The organism is Rhodococcus sp. X156 (assembly GCF_004006015.1).
Lineage (GTDB): Bacteria > Actinomycetota > Actinomycetes > Mycobacteriales > Mycobacteriaceae > X156.
The window spans coordinates 2,032,869-2,049,131 of sequence record NZ_CP034766.1; the positions used below are offsets into that span (position 1 = coordinate 2,032,869).

Below are 16,263 nucleotides of genomic sequence, written 5' to 3' on the forward strand. Positions count from 1 at the left end.
TGGAAAGGGATCAGACTTTGGGGTACGAGCCGACCGGCTCAGGGCAGGTACCCGGTGCGCTGGACCGGGCCCACCGGGGCGCTGCGGCGTCCCTGGGCCAGTCGCAGCCCGGCCAGCAGCGCGTTGCGCAGCTGGCGCGGGTCGATCACGTCGTCGTAGGTGACGGTGCTCGCCAGCCGCCACGGACCGGCGGCCTCGTTGTCCACCAGCGCCTGCTGGGTGCCGGCGTCCTCCTTGGCGGTGGCACCGCCCACGGCGGCCGGGATCCCGCCGAGCATGGCGTCGGGGAAGGCCAGCGACACGGTCTGGGCGTCGAAGGCGTTCTGCCCCATCACCGAGCTGCCGAACCCGAAGGCCTTGCGCACGGTGACGTGCAGCTTGGGCACCCCGGCCCGGTGCTGCGCGGCGAACATCCGCGCGGCGGCCCGGAGGATGCCGGCCCGCTCCGAGGCGCTGCCGGCCAGCACGCCGGGGTTGTCGGCCAGCTGCACCAGCGGCAGGTGGAACGCGCTGGTGCACTCGATGAAGCGGGCGGCCTTGCTCGCCGCCGCCACGTCCAGGGCGCCGGCCAGCACCAGCGGCTGGTTGGCCACGATGGCCACGGCGGTCCCACCCAGCCGCGCCAGCGCGGTGATCATGGAGGGCCCGTGCTGGGGCTGCACCTCGAACAGGCTGTCCTCGTCCACCAGCTCAGCCAGCACCGCGTGCATGTCGTAGGGCCGGCGAGGGTTGGGCGGAACCAGGTCGAGCAGCTCCTCCAGCACCCGCTCCCCCACGTCGTCGTTGCCCTCCGCGGGTCCGGCGTCGGGGGTGCGGCTCCAGGCGTTGGTCGGGAAGTACGAGAGGTAGGTGCGGGTCAGCTCGAGGGCCTCCTCGACGTCCGCGGCGACGGCATGCGCCAGCCCGCTGGCCACGGCGTGCACGGCGGGACCACCGAGCTCCTCCTTGCTGACCTGCTCGCCCAGCGAGGCGGCCACCAGGGGTGGGCCGGCGGTGAACAGCGACGCGTCACCGTCCACCATCACCACGTAGTCCGACATCGGGGCGGCCAGCGCGCCGTGCCCGGCCGACGGGCCGGTGACCACCGCGACGGTGGGCACCAGACCGGCCAGCTCGCTCAGCGCCTGCAGGTCGTTGGGGGCAGGCCGGTGCGGGTGCAGCGCGTTGGTGGCCCGGTGCCCGGCGCCCTCCAGCATCATCACCAGCGGCACCCGCTCCTGCTGGGCCAGCGCGGCGATGCGGGCCCGCTTGGTGGCGGCGGCGGTGCCGATGGACCCGCCGGCGACGGTGAAGTCCTCCGAGCCCACCAGCACCGGGCGCCCGTCCACCAGCCCGGACCCGGCCACGAAGGCGTCGGCGGGCACGGGCTTGTCGGCGGACGCGGTGCCGTCGCCGGCCAGCGCGCCGAGCTCGACGAAGGTGTCGGTGTCCAGCAGGGCCTGCACGCGGGCGCGGGCGTCCACCCGGCCGGTGGCGCGGTAGCGGGCCAGCTTCTCCGGCCCACCCATCACCCGGGCGGCGGCCTGGCGGCGGGCGAGGGTGTCCAGCAGCGGACCCCAGGCCGCGCGGTTCTCCCCCACCGTCACTGGGCGGTGCCGACGGCGGTGGGCAGAGCCTTGCGCATCACCTTGCCGGTGGCGTTGCGGGGCAGCTCCTCGTCGGTGACCAGCCACCGCGCGGGGACCTTGTAGCGGGCGATGCGCTCAGCCACGAACGCGGTGAGGTCCTCGGCGGTGACCGACAGGTCGGGCACCACCACGATGGCGGCCACCTCCTGGCCGAGGTCCTCGCTGGGCGCGCCCACCACGATGCACTCACGCACGGCGGGGTGCTCGATGATCGCGGCCTCCACCTCGGCCGGGTAGATGTTCTCCCCGCCGCGGATGATGAGGTCCGACCGCCGGCTGCTCATCTGCAGCTCCCCGTCGCGCAGCGTGCCCAGGTCGCCGGTGCGCATCCAGCCCTGCTCGTCGATGGTCGCGGCGGTGGCCTCGGGGTTGTTCCAGTAGCCGAGCATCACCTGCGGGCCGCGCAGGTAGATCTCGCCCTCGGTGCCGTCGGGCACCGCCTGGCCGAGCGCGTCGCGGACCTCCACCCGCACGGTGACGATGGCGCGGCCCACCGACTCGGGGTTGCGCACCAGGTCGGCTGCGGTGGCCAGGGTGGCGGCGGTGCTGGACTCGGTGAGCCCGTAGGTGGTGCCCAGCGCCTTCCCGGCCACGGGCAGCAGCTCCCGCAGGCCGGCCTTGAGCGCCGGCGAGGACGGGGCGGAGCCGAGCGAGAAGCTCTTCAGCGACGACAGGTCGTAGCCGTCCACGCCGTGCTCGAGCAGCCGGCTGGCCATGGTGGGCACCGCGCCCCACTGGTTGATGCGCTCACGCTCGATGAGGCCCAGGATGCGGTCGGGTTCGAAGCGGCCGGTGTAGATCACCGCGGCGTCACCGAACGCCAGCCGCGGCACCACCAGGTTGTGCAGCGACATGATGTGGAACAGCGGACCGGTGAGCAGGAACCGACGCGGACCCTGCGGCACGCCCAGCTCGGCGGCCACCGCGTCGTTGATGCGGAAGTAGTCCACGGCGCAGATGAGGTTGCGGTGCGAGTGCGTGGCGCCCTTGGCCCGGCCGGTGGTGCCGCTGGTGTACAGGATCACCGCGGGGTCGTCCTCCACCACCACGCACGGCGGCAGCTCCGCGTCGGGGTGGGCCAGCGACAGCTCGCGCACCGCCTCGATGCTCAGCACCGGGACGTCCACCTCGCCCAGCAGCTCGCGGCGGGGAGCGTCGGCGACCACCAGCGACGGCGTGGAGTGCTCCATCCCGTAGGCGATCTCCCGCGCCGACCACAGCGAGTTCATCCCCACCACGATGGCGCCGAGGGAGGTGGCGGCCCAGAAGGTGATGACCCACTCGGCGTTGTTGGCCGACAGCACGGCCACCCGGTCGCCCTTGCCGATGCCGTGCTCGTCCCGCAGCACCGCGCTGAGGGAGGCCACCCGGCGCAGGTGCTCGGTGTAGGTCAGGCGCAGGTCGTCGCACACCAGGTACTCGCGGTCGCCGTAGCCGGCCGACTCCGTCAACAGCTCGTGCAGGCTGCGGTGACGCTGGGCGAAGACCTGCATCTGGTTGCCGCGCACGTCCTCCTCGATGAGCTCGAAGCGCTGACCGGGAGCGGTCAGGCGGGCCATCGCCTCGGCGCGGGGGTCCGACGCCGTGGTCTGGTCAGTCATCGTGGTTCCTCTCGTGCAGGTCTGCAGTGTCGGTCTAGGAGCTGGAGCAACGAACGGGGCCGAATCAACGAACGGGGCCGAATCAACGAACGGTGAGCTGGCCGCCGTCGACGTTCCAGGACTGTCCGCTCACCCAGGCGGCCTGCTCGCTGGCCAGGAACACCGCGGTGAACGCGACCTCCTGGGCGGTGCCGGCCCGGCCCAGCGGGATGTTGGCCGCCACGTAGGACTGCCAGACGTCCGGAGCCAGGTCGTCGAGCCGGCTGGTGGCGGTGACGCCGGGGCAGATGGCGTTCACCCGGATGCCGTGGCCGCCGAGCTCCTTGGCCATGGACGAGGTGAGCGACTGGATGCCGGCCTTGGAGGCGGCGTACGCAGCGGTGGCCGCGCCGCCGGTCTTGCCGCCGATGGAGGAGATGTTGATGATCGCGCCGCCCTCGCCCTGCTCCACCAGGCAGCGCCCGAAGGCGCGGCTGACCAGGAAGGTCCCGCGCAGGTTCACCCGCATCACCGTGTCCCACACCTGCGGGTCCAGCTCGAGCACGGGCACCCGGTCGGCCCCGCGCGCAGCGGCGGCGTTGTTGACCACCACGTCCACCCGGCCGTGCTCGGCGAGCACCTGCTCGACCAGCGCCTGCACCGACGCCTCGTCGGAGACGTCGGTGACCACGGCGGTGGCCTGGCGTCCCAGCGCCCGCACCTCCTCGGCCACGGAGTGGATGTCGCGCCAGCCGGCGGCCTTCTCCTCCTCCGGGTAGTGCTCGGGCGAGCGCCCGGTCCCGGTGACCACCACGTCACAGCCCGCTCGGGCCAGCTCGACGGCCACCGCGCGGCCGATGGAGCGCATCCGGCCGGCCCCGGTCACCACGGCGACCTTGCCGGCCAGACCCGTGAGCTCGAGCGCCACTACCCCGCCACCTCGATGAAGAGTCCGGTGGCCTCCACGCAGCGACGGCCGTCGTGGTCGATCCAGCCGCGCACGGTGAGCTTGCGGCCGTCGTGCTTGACCAGCTCCGCGCCCAGGTTCAGCTCCTGGTCCAGCGGGGTGCGGGCCAGGTAGCGCATGGTCAGCGTGCCGGTGACGGCGCGGCAGCCCTCGCCGCGCACCACCGCGCCCAGCAGCATGTCCATCAGCCACGCGCTGATTCCGCCGTGCACCGACTCGGGCGGGCCCTCCAGCAGCGCACCGGCCACCAGCGTGGCGCTGACGCTGCCCTCGCCGTAGGTGATCTCCACCGGCACCGACTGCGGGTTGTAGACGTCCATGGTGGCCTGGTGACCCACCGCGATGCGGCCACGGGGCAGGTCACGGTGCGGGCGGTAGCACCGCTCGCGCTGGCGGGTGCTCAGCAGCGCGGAGGCCTGCTCGAGCAGCCGGGCCGCCTCGGTCATCGTGGCAGCGTCGACGTCGGCGAGCCCAACGTCGGTCATCAGGGCGCGGGTGGTCCCGACCAGCTCGGCGTACGCCGCTTGGTCGAGGGACGTGGCGGAGCCCGCGTGACCCGCGGGTGCGGTCACAGCCGCTCGATCACGGCGCCGGTGGCCAGCGCGCCGCCGGCGCAGATGGCGACCACGCCGAGCTGCTTGTCGCGGCGCTCGAGCTCGTCGATGATCGTGGCGATCAGGCGGATACCGGTGGAGCCCACCGGGTGGCCGAGCGCGATGGCGCCGCCGTTGACGTTGAGCTTGTCCGGGTCGACCCCGTGCACGGAGGCCATGGACATGGGCACCGCGGCGAAAGCCTCGTTCACCTCGAACAGGTCGATGTCGCTGACGCTCATCTTGGCCTTCTCCAGCGCGATGCGGGTGGCCTGGACCGGCCCGTCGAGCAGGAAGCTGGTCTCGCCACCGATGAGGCACTGGCTGCGCAGCCGGGCGCGGGGCGTGAGGCCCAGCGCGGCGGCGCGGTCGGAGTCCATCAGGATGGCGGCGGTGGCGCCGTCGGAGATCTGCGACGCGGTGCCCGCGGTGTGCAGCCCGCCCTCGCGGATCGTCTTCAGCGCACCCAGCGCCTCCAGGCTGGTCTCGCGCAGCCCCTGGTCACGGGTGACCACCTCAGGTGCGCCCTCGGCGGGGTTCGGCACGGTGATCGGGATGATCTGGCGATCCAGGCGGCCCTCGGCCCAGGCGTCGGCGGCGCGCTGCTGGGAGCGCAGGCCGAACTCGTCCAGGTCGGCGCGGGTGAAGCTGCGTCGCTCGGCGATGCGGTCGGCGGCCTCGAACTGGGCGGGCAGGTCCACCTTCCAGCCTGGCGGACGGGGCACGCCGAAGCCCTCGGGGATGTTGGACAGCAGCGGCACCCGCGACATCATCTCCACGCCACAGGCCATGCCCACGTCGATGACGCCCGCGGCGATCTGCGCGGCGATGAGGTGCACCGACTGCTGGGCGGAGCCGCACTGGCAGTCGATGGTGGTGGCCGCGGTCTCCTCCGGGTGGCCGGCGTGCAGCCAGGCGAAGCGCGCGACGTTGGACGCCTGTTCGCCGGCCTGGGTGACGCAGCCACCGATGATCTGCTCGACCTGCGCGGGGTCGACGCCGGTGCGCTCCAGCAGGCCGGTCTGCACCGCGCCGAGCAGCTCCACCGCGTGCATGCTGGACAACCAGCCGTTGCGGCGGCCGTACGGTGATCGGGCGGCATCAACGATGACGGGGAAACCCATGACAACTACTCCTTCAACGGACTCACGAGGTCGACGCCGACTCCGTCGCGTGAGCGGCACACGAGCCAGGTGACCCGACCGTAGGCGGCGACGGTGCGCGACCCGTGCTCACGTCCCACCGACCGAGACCGCGCCGCCTCGCCCGGCACCGTCGCCCCGTCTCCCCGTCTCCCCGTGGGTCAGAGGCTGGGGCGGTCGGTCACTCCGCCCAGGTCCGGGTAGTTGGACTGCTCCCACCCGCCGTCCACCACCAGTGCGGCGCCGGTGACGTAGGCGGCGTCGGCGCTGGCCAGGTACAGGCAGGGACCGGCGATCTCCTCGGGGGTGCCGGCCCGGCGCTGCGGGATGCGGTCGGTGAAGGCGTCGAGCATGGGCTGGTAGCCCATCACCACGCCCACCAGCGGGGTGTCCACCAGGCCGGGCAGCACGCAGTTGACGCGGATGCCGTGCCGGGCCAGCTCCACGGCCGCGGTCCGGCTGAAGCTCTCCACGCCGGCCTTGCCGGTGTTGTACGGACTGCCGCCGGGCATGGGCACGTGGGCGTTGAGCGAGGCGACGTTGACGATGGCGCCGCCGTTGCCGCAGTCGCGCATGTGCCGCGCCTCGTGCTTGGTGCTGAGGAAGACACCCTTCTGCACCAGGTCCACCGTGAAGTCCCAGTCGGCCTCGTCCAGGTCCACGATGGCACCCATCCGAGCGGCGCCGGCCACGTTGAAGGCCAGGTCGAGCCGACCGTGGGTGCGCACCGCCACCGCCATCGCCTCGGCCACGTCCGCCTCCACGGTGACGTCGGCGACCACCGGGGAGAACGACTCCCCCAGCGTGCCGGCCACCGCGTCCAGCGCGTCCTTGGCCACGTCCACGCCGATCACCGTCGCGCCCTCGGCCACCAGCCGGGCGGCGATGGCCCGACCGATCCCCGAGGCGGCTCCGGTGACCACCGCGTTCTTGCCCTGAAAACGTGCGCCCTGCTCCTGCTCAGCCATGTCCTACCTCCACCAACACCTTCATGGCGCGTCCTGCCGACGCGGCCTGGAAACCTTCGGTCACTGCCTCGACCATGGGGACCTGCTGCACCCACCCGTCGAGGTCGTACGAACCCTGCGCCATCAGCGCGATGACCTCGCGGAACTCCTCGGCGGAGTACACCATCGAGCACCGCAGCTGGGCCTCGGAGAACATCAGCGCGTAGGTGTAGAGCTCCACCGGCTGCGGGTAGGTGGCCAGCAGCACCACCCGGCCGCGGGCGCGAACGCTGCTCAGCGCGGTGTCGATGGCCGCCGGGGCACCGGCGCACTCCAGCACCAGGTCAGCACCGGCTCCGTCGCTGCGCTCCAGCACCTCGGCCCGGACGTCGGTGCTGGTCGGGTCCAGCACCTCCAGCCCGAGGGACTGCAGCACCGCGCGGCGCTGCGGGGACGGCTCGCTGAGCAGGATGCGCTGCACCCCGGCCACCCGGAGGTTCAGCGCGGCGCAGATGCCGATGGGGCCGCCGCCGAGCACCAGCGCCAGCTCGTCGGCGGACGGCTCGGCCAGGCGCACGCCGTGCAGGGCCACCGCCAGGGGCTCGACCACCGCGCCCTGGCGCAGGCTCACCGACTCCGGCAGCGGGTGCGCGTTGCGCGCGGGCACCACCGTCAGCTCGGAGAGCCCACCCCCGTGCGCGGAGAGGCCGTGGAAGGCGATCACCGCGCACAGGTGCGCCAGTCCGTCGCGGCAGCGCGGGCAGGTGCCGCAGGAGTAGTTCGGCTGCACCGCCACCCGATCGCCCACCTGCAGCTGGGTGACCCCGGTGCCGAGCTGTTCCACGGTGCCGGAGAACTCGTGGCCGAGCACCTGCGGCCCGTGCGCCCCGGTGAGCGGGTGCGGCTCCGAGGCGAGGAAGCCCTTGTCCACCACGCTCAGGTCGGAGCCGCAGATGCCGTTGAAGGCCACCCGCACCAGCACCTCGCCGGCGCCGGGCACCGGTGGCTCGAGGTCTTCCAGGCGGAGGTCGTCGGCACCGTGCAGGACGAGCGCCCTCATGTCAGCGTCACGAGGACCGACACTATGGCGGCCAGCGTTCGGCCACAAGTAGTCCGACTCAGAATATTTCGATTCAGTGCAACCGGGCGTCGGCGCAGACGTTCATGGCGTCGCGGTAGTACTCCGCCAGCCCGGGCGCCACCGCCTCAGCCCGATGTCGTCGTCGTGCCGCAGCGTCCGCGAGCTCACGGATCGGCCGGTCTCTCCGGCCACCAGCGACGCTAGGGGTTGGCGCAGCGTCAAGGTCAAGGCCAGTCACTCGCGCCGGGGATGCTTATGATCGCGGTCACAGCCGCGCCTCAGCCGCCGGACCCACCCCTAGCCCCAGGATCGTGCCCATGCCCGTTCGTGACGGCCTGACCGCCACCGACTACGAGCTGGTCCTCGACGTCTCCGCGCACTGCGGGTCGGCGGACACCGTGCCGGAGTTCTCGGAGCGGCTGCTGGAGTCGCTCGCCGCAGCCTTCGGCGCCCGCTACACCACCTTCTTCCGCGGCCACAGCCTGCGCTCGGCCTTCGACGACCACGGCGCGGTGGTGCACGGGGGCGGACGGACCAGCCTGGCGCACTACCACGCGCACTGGCGGTCGGTGGACGTCTTCGCCAGCTCGCCGTCGCTGCAGCACCTCAACCGCAGCGGCGTGGTGTCGCTGCACGAGCTCGCCGACATCAGCCACTCCTTCCGCGACCGGGTGATGGCGCCGCGCGGGCTCACCGGCGCCGCGGCGCTGCGGCTGCCGCTGCCCGCGGGCACGGTCGGGGTGGTCGGGCTGTTCACCGTGGACCAGCCGCGGCTGGGCCTGCGGGACCGCCAGGTGCTGCAGCTGCTGGTGCGCCAGCTCTCCCTGGTCTCGCGCCTGCTGCCCGAGGCCGCTCCGGTGGACGCCCTCGCTGGGCTGCCCCGCCGCGAGGCCGAGGTCGCCCGGCTGGTGGGCGAGGGTCTGGGCAACGCCGACATCGCGCTGCGGCTGGGCCTGGCCGTGGACACGGTGAAGAAGTACGTCAGCCGCGCCCTGACCGCCACCGGCTGTCAGTCCCGCACCGAGCTCGCGGTCCTGCTGCACCGCAGCCGGTAGCGCCCCACCCGCAGGCCTCAGCCGACGCTGACCTGCTCCGCCCGCGGCGGCACCGGCAGCTGGTTGCCGGCCTGCGTCGCCCGCTTGCGCCCGGTCGCGATCTCCTTGACCAGGTCGCGCACGTAGCGGCCGAAGTCCACCTGGATGGTGTGCCGCGGGGTGTCGTAGTACTGCTCCAGGCTGGCCTTCTCGTCCTTGCGCATGATCAGCCGCATCTCGTTCACCGAGGGCAGCGCGTACTCGCCCGTGAGGTAGGCAGCGAGGAGCTTGCTCTGCTGCTCGGCGAAGTTGATGATCGTCGGCGACGCCTGGGCCAGGCCCATGAAGAACAGGTTGTCGACGCCCGGCTTCACCATCCGCTTGAACAGCGGGAACCGGTTGTCGGCGTCAGGCTGCAGCGCCGGGTCGGTGAAGAACGGGAACTCCATGTTGTAGCCGGTGGCGCACACCACCACGTCCGCCGCCACCGAGGTGCCGTCGGTGAAGTGCACCGTGTCGCCGTCGAGGCGGGTGATGGCCGGCTTGCAGGTGAGGTCGCCGGAGCCGGCCTTGGCCAGGAAGTCGATGCTCACCGACGGGTGCGCCGAGAGCGGCTCGTGGTCGGGCTTGGGCAGCCCGTAGTCCTCCATGTTGCCCACCGCCTTCTTGATCGCCTTGCGCGACAGGGCCAGCCCCAGCTTGCGCGGCATCCACGGCGGCTTGGCGGCCTTGTCGGCGGGCTTGCCGTTGCGGTACTTGCTCAGCACCCACACCCCGCGGCGACCCGACACCCACAGGTTCTTGGCGATGGAGCGGTGCGAGAGCTCGGAGGCAATGTCCATCGCCGAGTTGCCCATGCCGACCACCACCACGTTCTTGCCGCGCATCTCCACCGGCTCGAACGGGCTGCGGTAGGCGTGCGAGTGCAGCACCACCCCGTCGAAGGTGCCGGGGTACTCCGGCATCCGCGGGCTCCAGTGGTGCCCGTTGGCGACCACCAGCACGTCGTAGGTGCGCGCCTCACCGGTGTCCAGGGTGACCGTCCAGATGCCGTCGGATCCGCGCTCGGCCCGCTCCACGCTGGTGTTGAAGGTGATGGTCTCGCGCAGGCCGAACTTCGCCACGTAGTCGCGGAAGTACTGGTGCATCAGGGTGTGGTGCGGGAAGTCCGGCCACTCCTCGGGCACCGGGAAGTCCTGGAACTGCAGCCGGTACTTGGAGGTGTCGATGTGCAGGCTCTCGTAGCAGGCGGAGCGGCCGTTGGGGTTGTTGTAGTACCAGGTGCCGCCCACGTCGTCGGAGCTCTCGAAGCAGTCGTAGGGGATGCCGGCGTCCTTCAACCGCTTGGCCGTGCTGAACCCGCTGGGACCAGCTCCGATGATGCAGACCTTCGGCAGTGCGCTCATGTGCAGCGACGCTATGGCGTGGATCACGCCGCCACCAGTGCACCAAGGTGGACCCAGGGCGTCCACTGAGCGGACAGCCGTGCTGCGCCGGCACCTCTCCGCCTGCGATCGTCTCCGCCGTGAGCTTTCCCGCGGACAGCCCGATCATCGACACCTTCATCGGCTTCCGGGAGGCCGGGGGCGGCGAGTACGACTTCATCACCGCCCAGACCAAGGACCGGGAGAGCAAGGAGGAGTTCAGCTTCCCTGCCCAGTACATGTTCACGGACGTCCCGCACGACCTGCCCACCGACGACCCGGTGTCGGTGACGCTGCGGGAGATGGACGCCCACGGCATCAGCATCGGGATGGTGAGCGTGTCCACCGCCTCGGGGCGCCGGGCCGTGGCCACGCACCCCGACCGGTTCGTGCCGCTGGGCAGCGCGGTGGACCCGCACGACATCATGGGCACCCTGGCTCGGATGCGGCGGGAGCACGAGCAGTTCGGCATCCGCTCGGTCAGCTCCTTCGCCGCGGGCACCTTCCCGCAGGTGGCGCTGAACGCCCCGCAGATGTACCCGATCTACGCCACGTGCGTGGAGCTGGGCATCCCGATCTTCGCCTGCGTCGGCGTGCCCGGCCCGCGAGTGCGGATGGCCCCGCAGCACGTCGAGCTGATCGACGACGTGATGTTCGACTTCCCCGACCTGGTCTTCGTCACCCGCCACGGCGGCGAGCCCTGGCAGGACCTGCTGGTCAAGCTCCTGCTCAAGTGGCCCAACCTCTACTTCTCCACGTCGGCCTTCGCGCCCAGGCACTACCCGCAGGCCATCGTGGACTACGCGAACACCCGCGGCGCCGACAAGATCCTCTACGCCGGCTACTTCCCGGCCGGGCTGTCCCTGGAGCGCATCGCCGCCGAGCTGCCGGGCGTCGGCTTCCGCGCCGAGGTGTGGCCGAAGTTCTTGCACCTCAACGCCCGGAAGGTGCTGAAGCTCGACGCCTGAGCCGCTGGGTGCGGCCCGGGCACCCTGGTCGACCCCCACCGCCACCGTGTGGTGAGGTTCAGGTGAGATCACGCCCGAGCTGACCGACCTGCGACGACCCGAGGAGTCCCGTGCCCCCCATCGACGAGGTCCTCAAGGTCGACCAGCTCGCCGAGGACGTGTTCCAGGGCAAGTCCTTCGACACCAGCATGCAGCGCACCTTCGGCGGCCAGGTGGCGGCCCAGTCGCTGGTGGCGGCGGTGCGGACGGTGCGCGAGGACGTGCGGGTGCACTCCTTGCACGGCTACTTCCTGCGGCCGGGCGACCCCGACGCCCCCACCGAGCTGCACGTCGACCGGGTCCGGGACGGCCGGTCGTTCCTCACCCGCCGGGTCACCGCGATCCAGCACGACAAGGCCATCTTCTCCATGTCGGCGTCCTTCCACGCCCACGACGACGGCCCCGAGCACCAGGACGACATGCCCCGGGTGCCCGGCCCGGACAACCTCTCCGCGCTGGGCGGGGTGAACGAGGCGATCAACGACTGGTTCCGCCAGGAGTGGCCGGACTGGGACATCCGCATCGTGCCCGCGGTGGACATGTCCACCAGCCGCGGCCTGGCCGCCCAGCAGCGGGTGTGGATCCGCTACCGGCACGAGCTGCCGCCCGACCCGGTGTTTCACGTGTGCGTGCTGGCGTACATGAGCGACATGACGCTGCTGGGCTCCGCCCGGGTGCCGCACCCCGACGCACACACCCAGGGCGCGTCGCTGGACCACGCGCTGTGGTTCCTGCGCCCGTTCCGGGCCGACGAGTGGCTGCTCTACGACCAGACGTCGCCGTCGGCGGGCTTCGGGCGCGCGCTCACCCAGGGCCGGATCTTCGACCAGGGCGGCAACATGGTGGCGGCCGTGGTGCAGGAAGGGCTCATGCGCTACGCGCGCTAGCGCCTTGGGGGGCGTTCAGGGCCCTGATCGCCCTCCAGGGGCTTCCCTGGGGGCGACAAGGGCCCTGAACGCCGTAGCGGAGCGGCTAGTACGAGCGCGGCAGTCCCAGGGTGTGGGTGCTGACGTAGTTGAGGATCATCTCCCGGCTCACCGGGGCGATCCGCATCACCCGCGAGGCGCCGAGCAGCGCACCCAGCCCGTACTCCGCGGCCAGGCCGTTGCCGCCGTGCACCTGCACCGCCTGGTCGATCACCGCGCACGCAGCCTCGGCGGCGGCGTACTTGGCCATGTTCGCCGCCTCGCCCGCGCCCTTGGCCCCGGCGGTGTACATCGCGGCGGCCTTCTGCGTCATCACCCGCGCCAGCTCCAGGGAGATGGCGGCGTGGGCCAGCGGGTGGGCGATGCCCTGGTGCGCCCCGATCGGGGTGCCCCACACGTTGCGGGTGCGCGCGTAGTCGGTGGCCTTGTCCAGCGCGAAGCGGCCCAGCCCGGTGGCGAAGGACGCGGCCATGATCCGCTCCGGGTTCAGCCCGGCGAAGATCTGGCTGAGCCCGGCGTCGGGGTCACCCACAATGGCGTCGGCCGGCAGGCGCACGTCGTCGAAGAACAGGGTGAACTGCTTCTCCGGCGAGACGATGTCCATCTCGATCATCTGCGCGGTGAGGCCCGGGGCGTCGGTGGGCACGATGAACACCGAGGGCAGCCCGCGATTGCCGGCGGCGTCGGTGTGCCGGGCCACCACCAGCACGTGCGAGGCCTCGTCCACCCCGGAGATGTAGTACTTGCCGCCGTTGAGGATCCAGTCGTCGCCGTCGCGGCGCACCGCGGTGCTCAGCTCGTGGCTGTTGGACCCGGCGTCGGGCTCGGTGATGCCGAAGGCCATCTTGGTGCTGCCGTCGGCAAAGCCGGGCAGCCAGTGCTGGCGCTGCTCCTCGGTGCCGAACTTCTCGATGATGGTGCCGCAGATGGCCGGCGAGACCACCATGAGCAGCATGGGCGAGCCCTGCGCGGCGAGCTCCTCGCACACTGCGGCCAGGTCACCGATGTCACCGCCACCGCCGCCGTAGGCCTCACCGATGGCCACCCCGAGGTAGCCCAGCTGACCGGCGCGGTCCCACAGCTCGGTGGTCTTGCGGCCGTTGCGGGCGCAGTCCTGCAGGTAGTCCCCGCCGAACTCCGCGCCCAGCGCGGCCACGGCCTTGCGCAGCTCCTGGCGCTCGGCCGACTCGGTGAATGCCGTGGCGGCGCCGGCGCTCACTGCCAGCTCCACAGCTTGGCCGCGAGGTCCACCATGATCTCGCGGGCTCCGCCGCCGATGGGCAAGATGCGCACGTCCCGGTAGTGCCGTTCCACTTCAGACTCCCTCATGTAGCCCATCCCGCCGTGCAGCTGCACGGCTTCGTTGACGACGTAGTCGGCGGCGTCGCAGGCCATGTTCTTGGCGACGCACACCGCGGCGATGTCGGTCTCCCCCGCCGCGACCCGCGTGGCGAGGTCGCGGGTGTAGGTGCGGGCCAGCTCGATGCGCGAGCGCATCTCCACCAGCTTGTGCTGCACCACCTGGCGCCTGATCAGCGGCTTGCCGAAGGTCTCCCGGTCGCGCGCCCACTGCAGGGTCAGGTCCAGGCAGCGCTGCGCGGTGGCGTAGGCCTGCACGGCGATGGAGATGCGCTCGTGCTGGAACTGCATGGCGATCTGCAGGAAACCCTGGTTCTCCTCGCCCACCAGGTTGGCGGCGGGCACGCGGACGTCGTCGAAGGACAGCTCGCCGGTGTCCGAGCACAGCCAGCCCATCTTCTCCAGCCGCCGGGTGACGGTGAAGCCGGGGGTGTCGGTGGGAATCACCAGCAGGCTGACGCCACCGGCGCCCTTGCCTCCGGTGCGCACCGCGGTGGTGATGAAGTCGGCGCGGGTGCCGGAGGTGATGTAGGTCTTGGCACCGTTGACGATGTAGTCGTCGCCGTCGCGCTTGGCGGTGGTGAGCAGGTTGGCCACGTCGGAGCCGCCGCTGGGCTCGGTGATGCCCAGCGCGCCGATCATCTCCCCGGCCAGGGTGGGCCGCACGAAGCGGTCGACGAGGTCGGGGTTGCCGGCGGCGACGATGTGCGGCAGCGCGATGCCGTGGGTGAACAACCCGGCCGCGAGGCCCGAGCTGCCTCCGGCCTGGATGAGCTCCTCGTTGAGGATGACCGCGTCGAGGAGGTCACCGCCGGAGCCGCCGACGGCCTCGTCGAAGGCCAGGCCCATCAGGCCCTGCGCCGCCGCCTTCCTGTGCAGCTCGCGCGGCAGCTCACCGGCACGCTCCCAGTCGTCCAGGTGCGGCAGGACCTCCCGCTGCACGAAGGTGCGGATGGTGGCCCGGAGCTCGGTGCGCTCGGGGGTCTCGAACAGGTCGTTGACGCTCATCGGTCGGAGTGTCTCCTCGGGGTGTGGGCCGGTCGGGGCAAGCACGGACGGGAGTCAGGAGCTGGGGACGGTGGCGGGCGCGCGTCCGGGGCCGGGTGGTCCGGCGAAGGCCTGGGCGATGCGCAGCCACTCCTCGGCTCCGGCGCCGGTGGTGCGCAGGGCGAGGTCGTCGAGGTGGCGGCGCTGGGTGACCCGCAGGCAGAAGTCCTCGGCCGGGCCCTGCACCACGTCGGTGTCGGACTCGCCCCAGCACCACAGCTCACCGTCCGGCGCAGCCAGCTCCACCCGCACGTCGCCGGTGGGCGGGGTCAGGCCGTTGACCAGGTAGGCGAAGCCGCGGGTGCGCACGCCGATGTGGCAGATGTGGCGCAACCGTGCGGTGGGCACCCGCCGCTGACCCAGGGCGTCGGCGACGTCCTGGCCGTGCGCCCAGGTCTCCATCAGGCGCGCGGTGGCCATCGAGGTGGGGCTCATGGGTGGTCCGAACCAGGGCAGCTTCTCCCCCGGCGTGGCGGCGGCCAGCGCCGCCAGCAGCTGCGCCCGCCCCTGGCGCCACCGCTGGAGGAGCTGCGGCGGGGGCTGCGTGGCGTCGCGCTCGGCGACGGCGTCCACAAAGCCCATGGGGTCGGCCGCGGCGCCGGTGAGCACCTCGGTGAAGCCGTCGAGGTCGGTGGCCGCCAGCACCGCCACCTGGTCGGTCCACGCCAGGTGCGCCACCTGGTGGGCCACGGTCCACCCGGCGGCCGGAGTCCCCCGCGCCCAGTCGGAGTCGGGCAGGTCGGCCACCCGGGCGTCGAGGTCGTCGTTCTCCTCGGCGAGGTCGGTCAGCAGCTGGTCCAGGGCACTCACGTCTTGCCTCCGAGCTGGTCGTCGAGCTGCCCGGCCCACTGCCGGACGATCTTGGCGCGCCGCACGCTGTCGTCGGCGAGCTGGTTGGCCAGGGCGAGCCCGCGGGCCAGGTCGAGGGTGGCCTGCACGGACTCCCGCACGCCGGGCACCGACTCGTCAGCGCCCAGCAGCTCCACCGCCATCCGGTGACACTCACGGCCGAGCTTGGCCTGCAGGCGCAGCACCATCGGCGTGAGCTCGGCGTCGGTGCGGGCGGCCACCCACAGCTCGAGCGCAGCGGCGAACACCGGGCTGATGAAGAAGTCCACGATCAGCTGGACCACCGCCTCGGTGCGCACGGCGGAGCGGGAGCTGGACAGCACCGTGGCGCTCGCCCGGAACTCCTGCACGCCGCGGGAGCCGACGTGCTCCACGGCGGCGGCCACCAGTGCGCCGCGGCTGGCGAAGTGGTGCAGCTGCGCTCCGCGGGAGACCCCAGCACGCTGGGAGACCAGGGCCGTGGTGGTTCCTGCCCAGCCGTGCTCGGCCAGGCACTCCACCACCGCGTTCATCAGCTTCAGCCGGGTCTCCCGGCTGCGCTCGCCCTGGGTCTGCCGACCCGCCGGGGCGGTGACGCTGGGCGTCACCGCCGGTGTGGTCATGGTCACCAGTGTGCGGGGTCAACGAACAAACAGTCAAGTCTGCTTGTTTGTTCTCCTCCTTGGTTGTTCCTCGGGAG

General features: G+C 72.0%; 15 protein-coding genes. 3 read left to right on the top strand and 12 right to left on the bottom strand.

The features are described from left to right. Positions 1-38: 38 nt before the first annotated feature. The 7 genes from ELX43_RS09580 to ELX43_RS09610 form a co-directional block, all read right to left on the bottom strand. Positions 39-1,586 carry a carboxyl transferase domain-containing protein gene (locus ELX43_RS09580; RefSeq protein ID WP_127783188.1) on the bottom strand — a complete coding sequence of 516 codons (1,548 nt, stop codon included), beginning with the start codon at positions 1,584-1,586 and terminating at the stop codon, positions 39-41. Beyond that, complete coding sequence (locus ELX43_RS09585) at positions 1,583-3,229, bottom strand: class I adenylate-forming enzyme family protein (protein ID WP_127783189.1); 1,647 nt, start codon at positions 3,227-3,229, stop codon at positions 1,583-1,585. The genes ELX43_RS09580 and ELX43_RS09585 overlap by 4 nt, the downstream gene beginning before the upstream one ends. Positions 3,230-3,311: 82 nt before the next feature. Beyond that, positions 3,312-4,136 carry an SDR family oxidoreductase gene (locus ELX43_RS09590; protein ID WP_127783190.1) on the bottom strand — a complete coding sequence of 275 codons (825 nt, stop codon included), beginning with the start codon at positions 4,134-4,136 and terminating at the stop codon, positions 3,312-3,314. Then, the gene (locus tag ELX43_RS09595) at positions 4,136-4,747 is read right to left on the bottom strand and encodes a PaaI family thioesterase (protein ID WP_127783191.1); all 612 of its coding nucleotides are present in this window, start codon (positions 4,745-4,747) and stop codon (positions 4,136-4,138) included. The genes ELX43_RS09590 and ELX43_RS09595 overlap by 1 nt, the downstream gene beginning before the upstream one ends. Beyond that, complete coding sequence (locus ELX43_RS09600; protein ID WP_127783192.1) at positions 4,744-5,892, bottom strand: steroid 3-ketoacyl-CoA thiolase; 1,149 nt, start codon at positions 5,890-5,892, stop codon at positions 4,744-4,746. Before ELX43_RS09600 ends, ELX43_RS09595 begins: the two co-directional genes overlap by 4 nt. Positions 5,893-6,071: 179 nt before the next feature. Continuing rightward, a complete protein-coding gene (locus tag ELX43_RS09605; RefSeq protein ID WP_127783193.1) occupies positions 6,072-6,878 on the bottom strand; it encodes an SDR family NAD(P)-dependent oxidoreductase in 807 nt (268 codons plus the stop codon). After that, a complete protein-coding gene (locus tag ELX43_RS09610; protein ID WP_127783194.1) occupies positions 6,871-7,917 on the bottom strand; it encodes a 2,3-butanediol dehydrogenase in 1,047 nt (348 codons plus the stop codon). The genes ELX43_RS09605 and ELX43_RS09610 overlap by 8 nt, the downstream gene beginning before the upstream one ends. 338 nt (positions 7,918-8,255) lie before the next feature. Between ELX43_RS09610 and ELX43_RS09615 the strand changes: the two genes are divergently transcribed. Beyond that, on the top strand, positions 8,256-8,993 hold the full coding sequence (locus tag ELX43_RS09615) for a LuxR C-terminal-related transcriptional regulator (RefSeq protein ID WP_127783195.1): 738 nt from the start codon (positions 8,256-8,258) through the stop codon (positions 8,991-8,993). A 17-nt stretch (positions 8,994-9,010) separates the two neighbouring features. On the opposite strand, the gene ELX43_RS09620 is transcribed toward ELX43_RS09615, so the two are convergent. Beyond that, complete coding sequence (locus ELX43_RS09620) at positions 9,011-10,378, bottom strand: NAD(P)-binding domain-containing protein (RefSeq protein WP_127783196.1); 1,368 nt, start codon at positions 10,376-10,378, stop codon at positions 9,011-9,013. Positions 10,379-10,497: 119 nt separating this feature from the next. On the opposite strand from ELX43_RS09620, the gene ELX43_RS09625 reads away from it, so the two are divergent. Then, positions 10,498-11,364 (top strand): amidohydrolase family protein, encoded by an 867-nt coding sequence (locus ELX43_RS09625; RefSeq protein ID WP_127783197.1) that lies wholly within the window; start codon positions 10,498-10,500, stop codon positions 11,362-11,364. Positions 11,365-11,474: 110 nt separating this feature from the next. Then, positions 11,475-12,290, top strand: a complete 816-nt coding sequence (locus tag ELX43_RS09630) for an acyl-CoA thioesterase II (RefSeq protein WP_127783198.1) — start codon at positions 11,475-11,477, stop codon at positions 12,288-12,290. A gap of 85 nt (positions 12,291-12,375) precedes the next feature. Here the strand turns inward: ELX43_RS09630 and ELX43_RS09635 are convergent, their stop codons facing one another. Genes ELX43_RS09635 through ELX43_RS09650 form a run of 4 tightly spaced genes read right to left on the bottom strand, consistent with a single transcriptional unit; the run spans position 12,376 to position 16,186 of the window. Next, positions 12,376-13,548, bottom strand: a complete 1,173-nt coding sequence (locus ELX43_RS09635) for an acyl-CoA dehydrogenase (RefSeq protein WP_127783199.1) — start codon at positions 13,546-13,548, stop codon at positions 12,376-12,378. Continuing rightward, positions 13,545-14,696, bottom strand: a complete 1,152-nt coding sequence (locus tag ELX43_RS09640; RefSeq protein WP_127783200.1) for an acyl-CoA dehydrogenase family protein — start codon at positions 14,694-14,696, stop codon at positions 13,545-13,547. Before ELX43_RS09640 ends, ELX43_RS09635 begins: the two co-directional genes overlap by 4 nt. A gap of 54 nt (positions 14,697-14,750) precedes the next feature. Beyond that, the gene (locus ELX43_RS09645; RefSeq protein WP_127783201.1) at positions 14,751-15,545 is read right to left on the bottom strand and encodes a TIGR03084 family metal-binding protein; all 795 of its coding nucleotides are present in this window, start codon (positions 15,543-15,545) and stop codon (positions 14,751-14,753) included. After that, positions 15,542-16,186 (bottom strand): TetR/AcrR family transcriptional regulator, encoded by a 645-nt coding sequence (locus tag ELX43_RS09650; RefSeq protein ID WP_127783202.1) that lies wholly within the window; start codon positions 16,184-16,186, stop codon positions 15,542-15,544. The genes ELX43_RS09645 and ELX43_RS09650 overlap by 4 nt, the downstream gene beginning before the upstream one ends. Between the last annotated feature and the right edge of the window lie 77 nt (positions 16,187-16,263).

What these genes read in the sequence shown, in the direction of transcription:
- ELX43_RS09605 (WP_127783193.1), bottom strand. Translation starts at nt 6,878, where the DNA reads ATGGCTGAGCAGGAGCAGGGCGCACGTTTTCAGGGCAAGAACGCGGTG.
- ELX43_RS09585 (WP_127783189.1), bottom strand. Translation starts at nt 3,229, where the DNA reads ATGACTGACCAGACCACGGCGTCGGACCCCCGCGCCGAGGCGATGGCC.
- ELX43_RS09600 (WP_127783192.1), bottom strand. Translation starts at nt 5,892, where the DNA reads ATGGGTTTCCCCGTCATCGTTGATGCCGCCCGATCACCGTACGGCCGC.
- ELX43_RS09620 (WP_127783196.1), bottom strand. Translation starts at nt 10,378, where the DNA reads ATGAGCGCACTGCCGAAGGTCTGCATCATCGGAGCTGGTCCCAGCGGG.
- ELX43_RS09610 (WP_127783194.1), bottom strand. Translation starts at nt 7,917, where the DNA reads ATGAGGGCGCTCGTCCTGCACGGTGCCGACGACCTCCGCCTGGAAGAC.
- ELX43_RS09640 (WP_127783200.1), bottom strand. Translation starts at nt 14,696, where the DNA reads ATGAGCGTCAACGACCTGTTCGAGACCCCCGAGCGCACCGAGCTCCGG.
- ELX43_RS09650 (WP_127783202.1), bottom strand. Translation starts at nt 16,186, where the DNA reads ATGACCACACCGGCGGTGACGCCCAGCGTCACCGCCCCGGCGGGTCGG.
- ELX43_RS09615 (WP_127783195.1), top strand. Translation starts at nt 8,256, where the DNA reads ATGCCCGTTCGTGACGGCCTGACCGCCACCGACTACGAGCTGGTCCTC.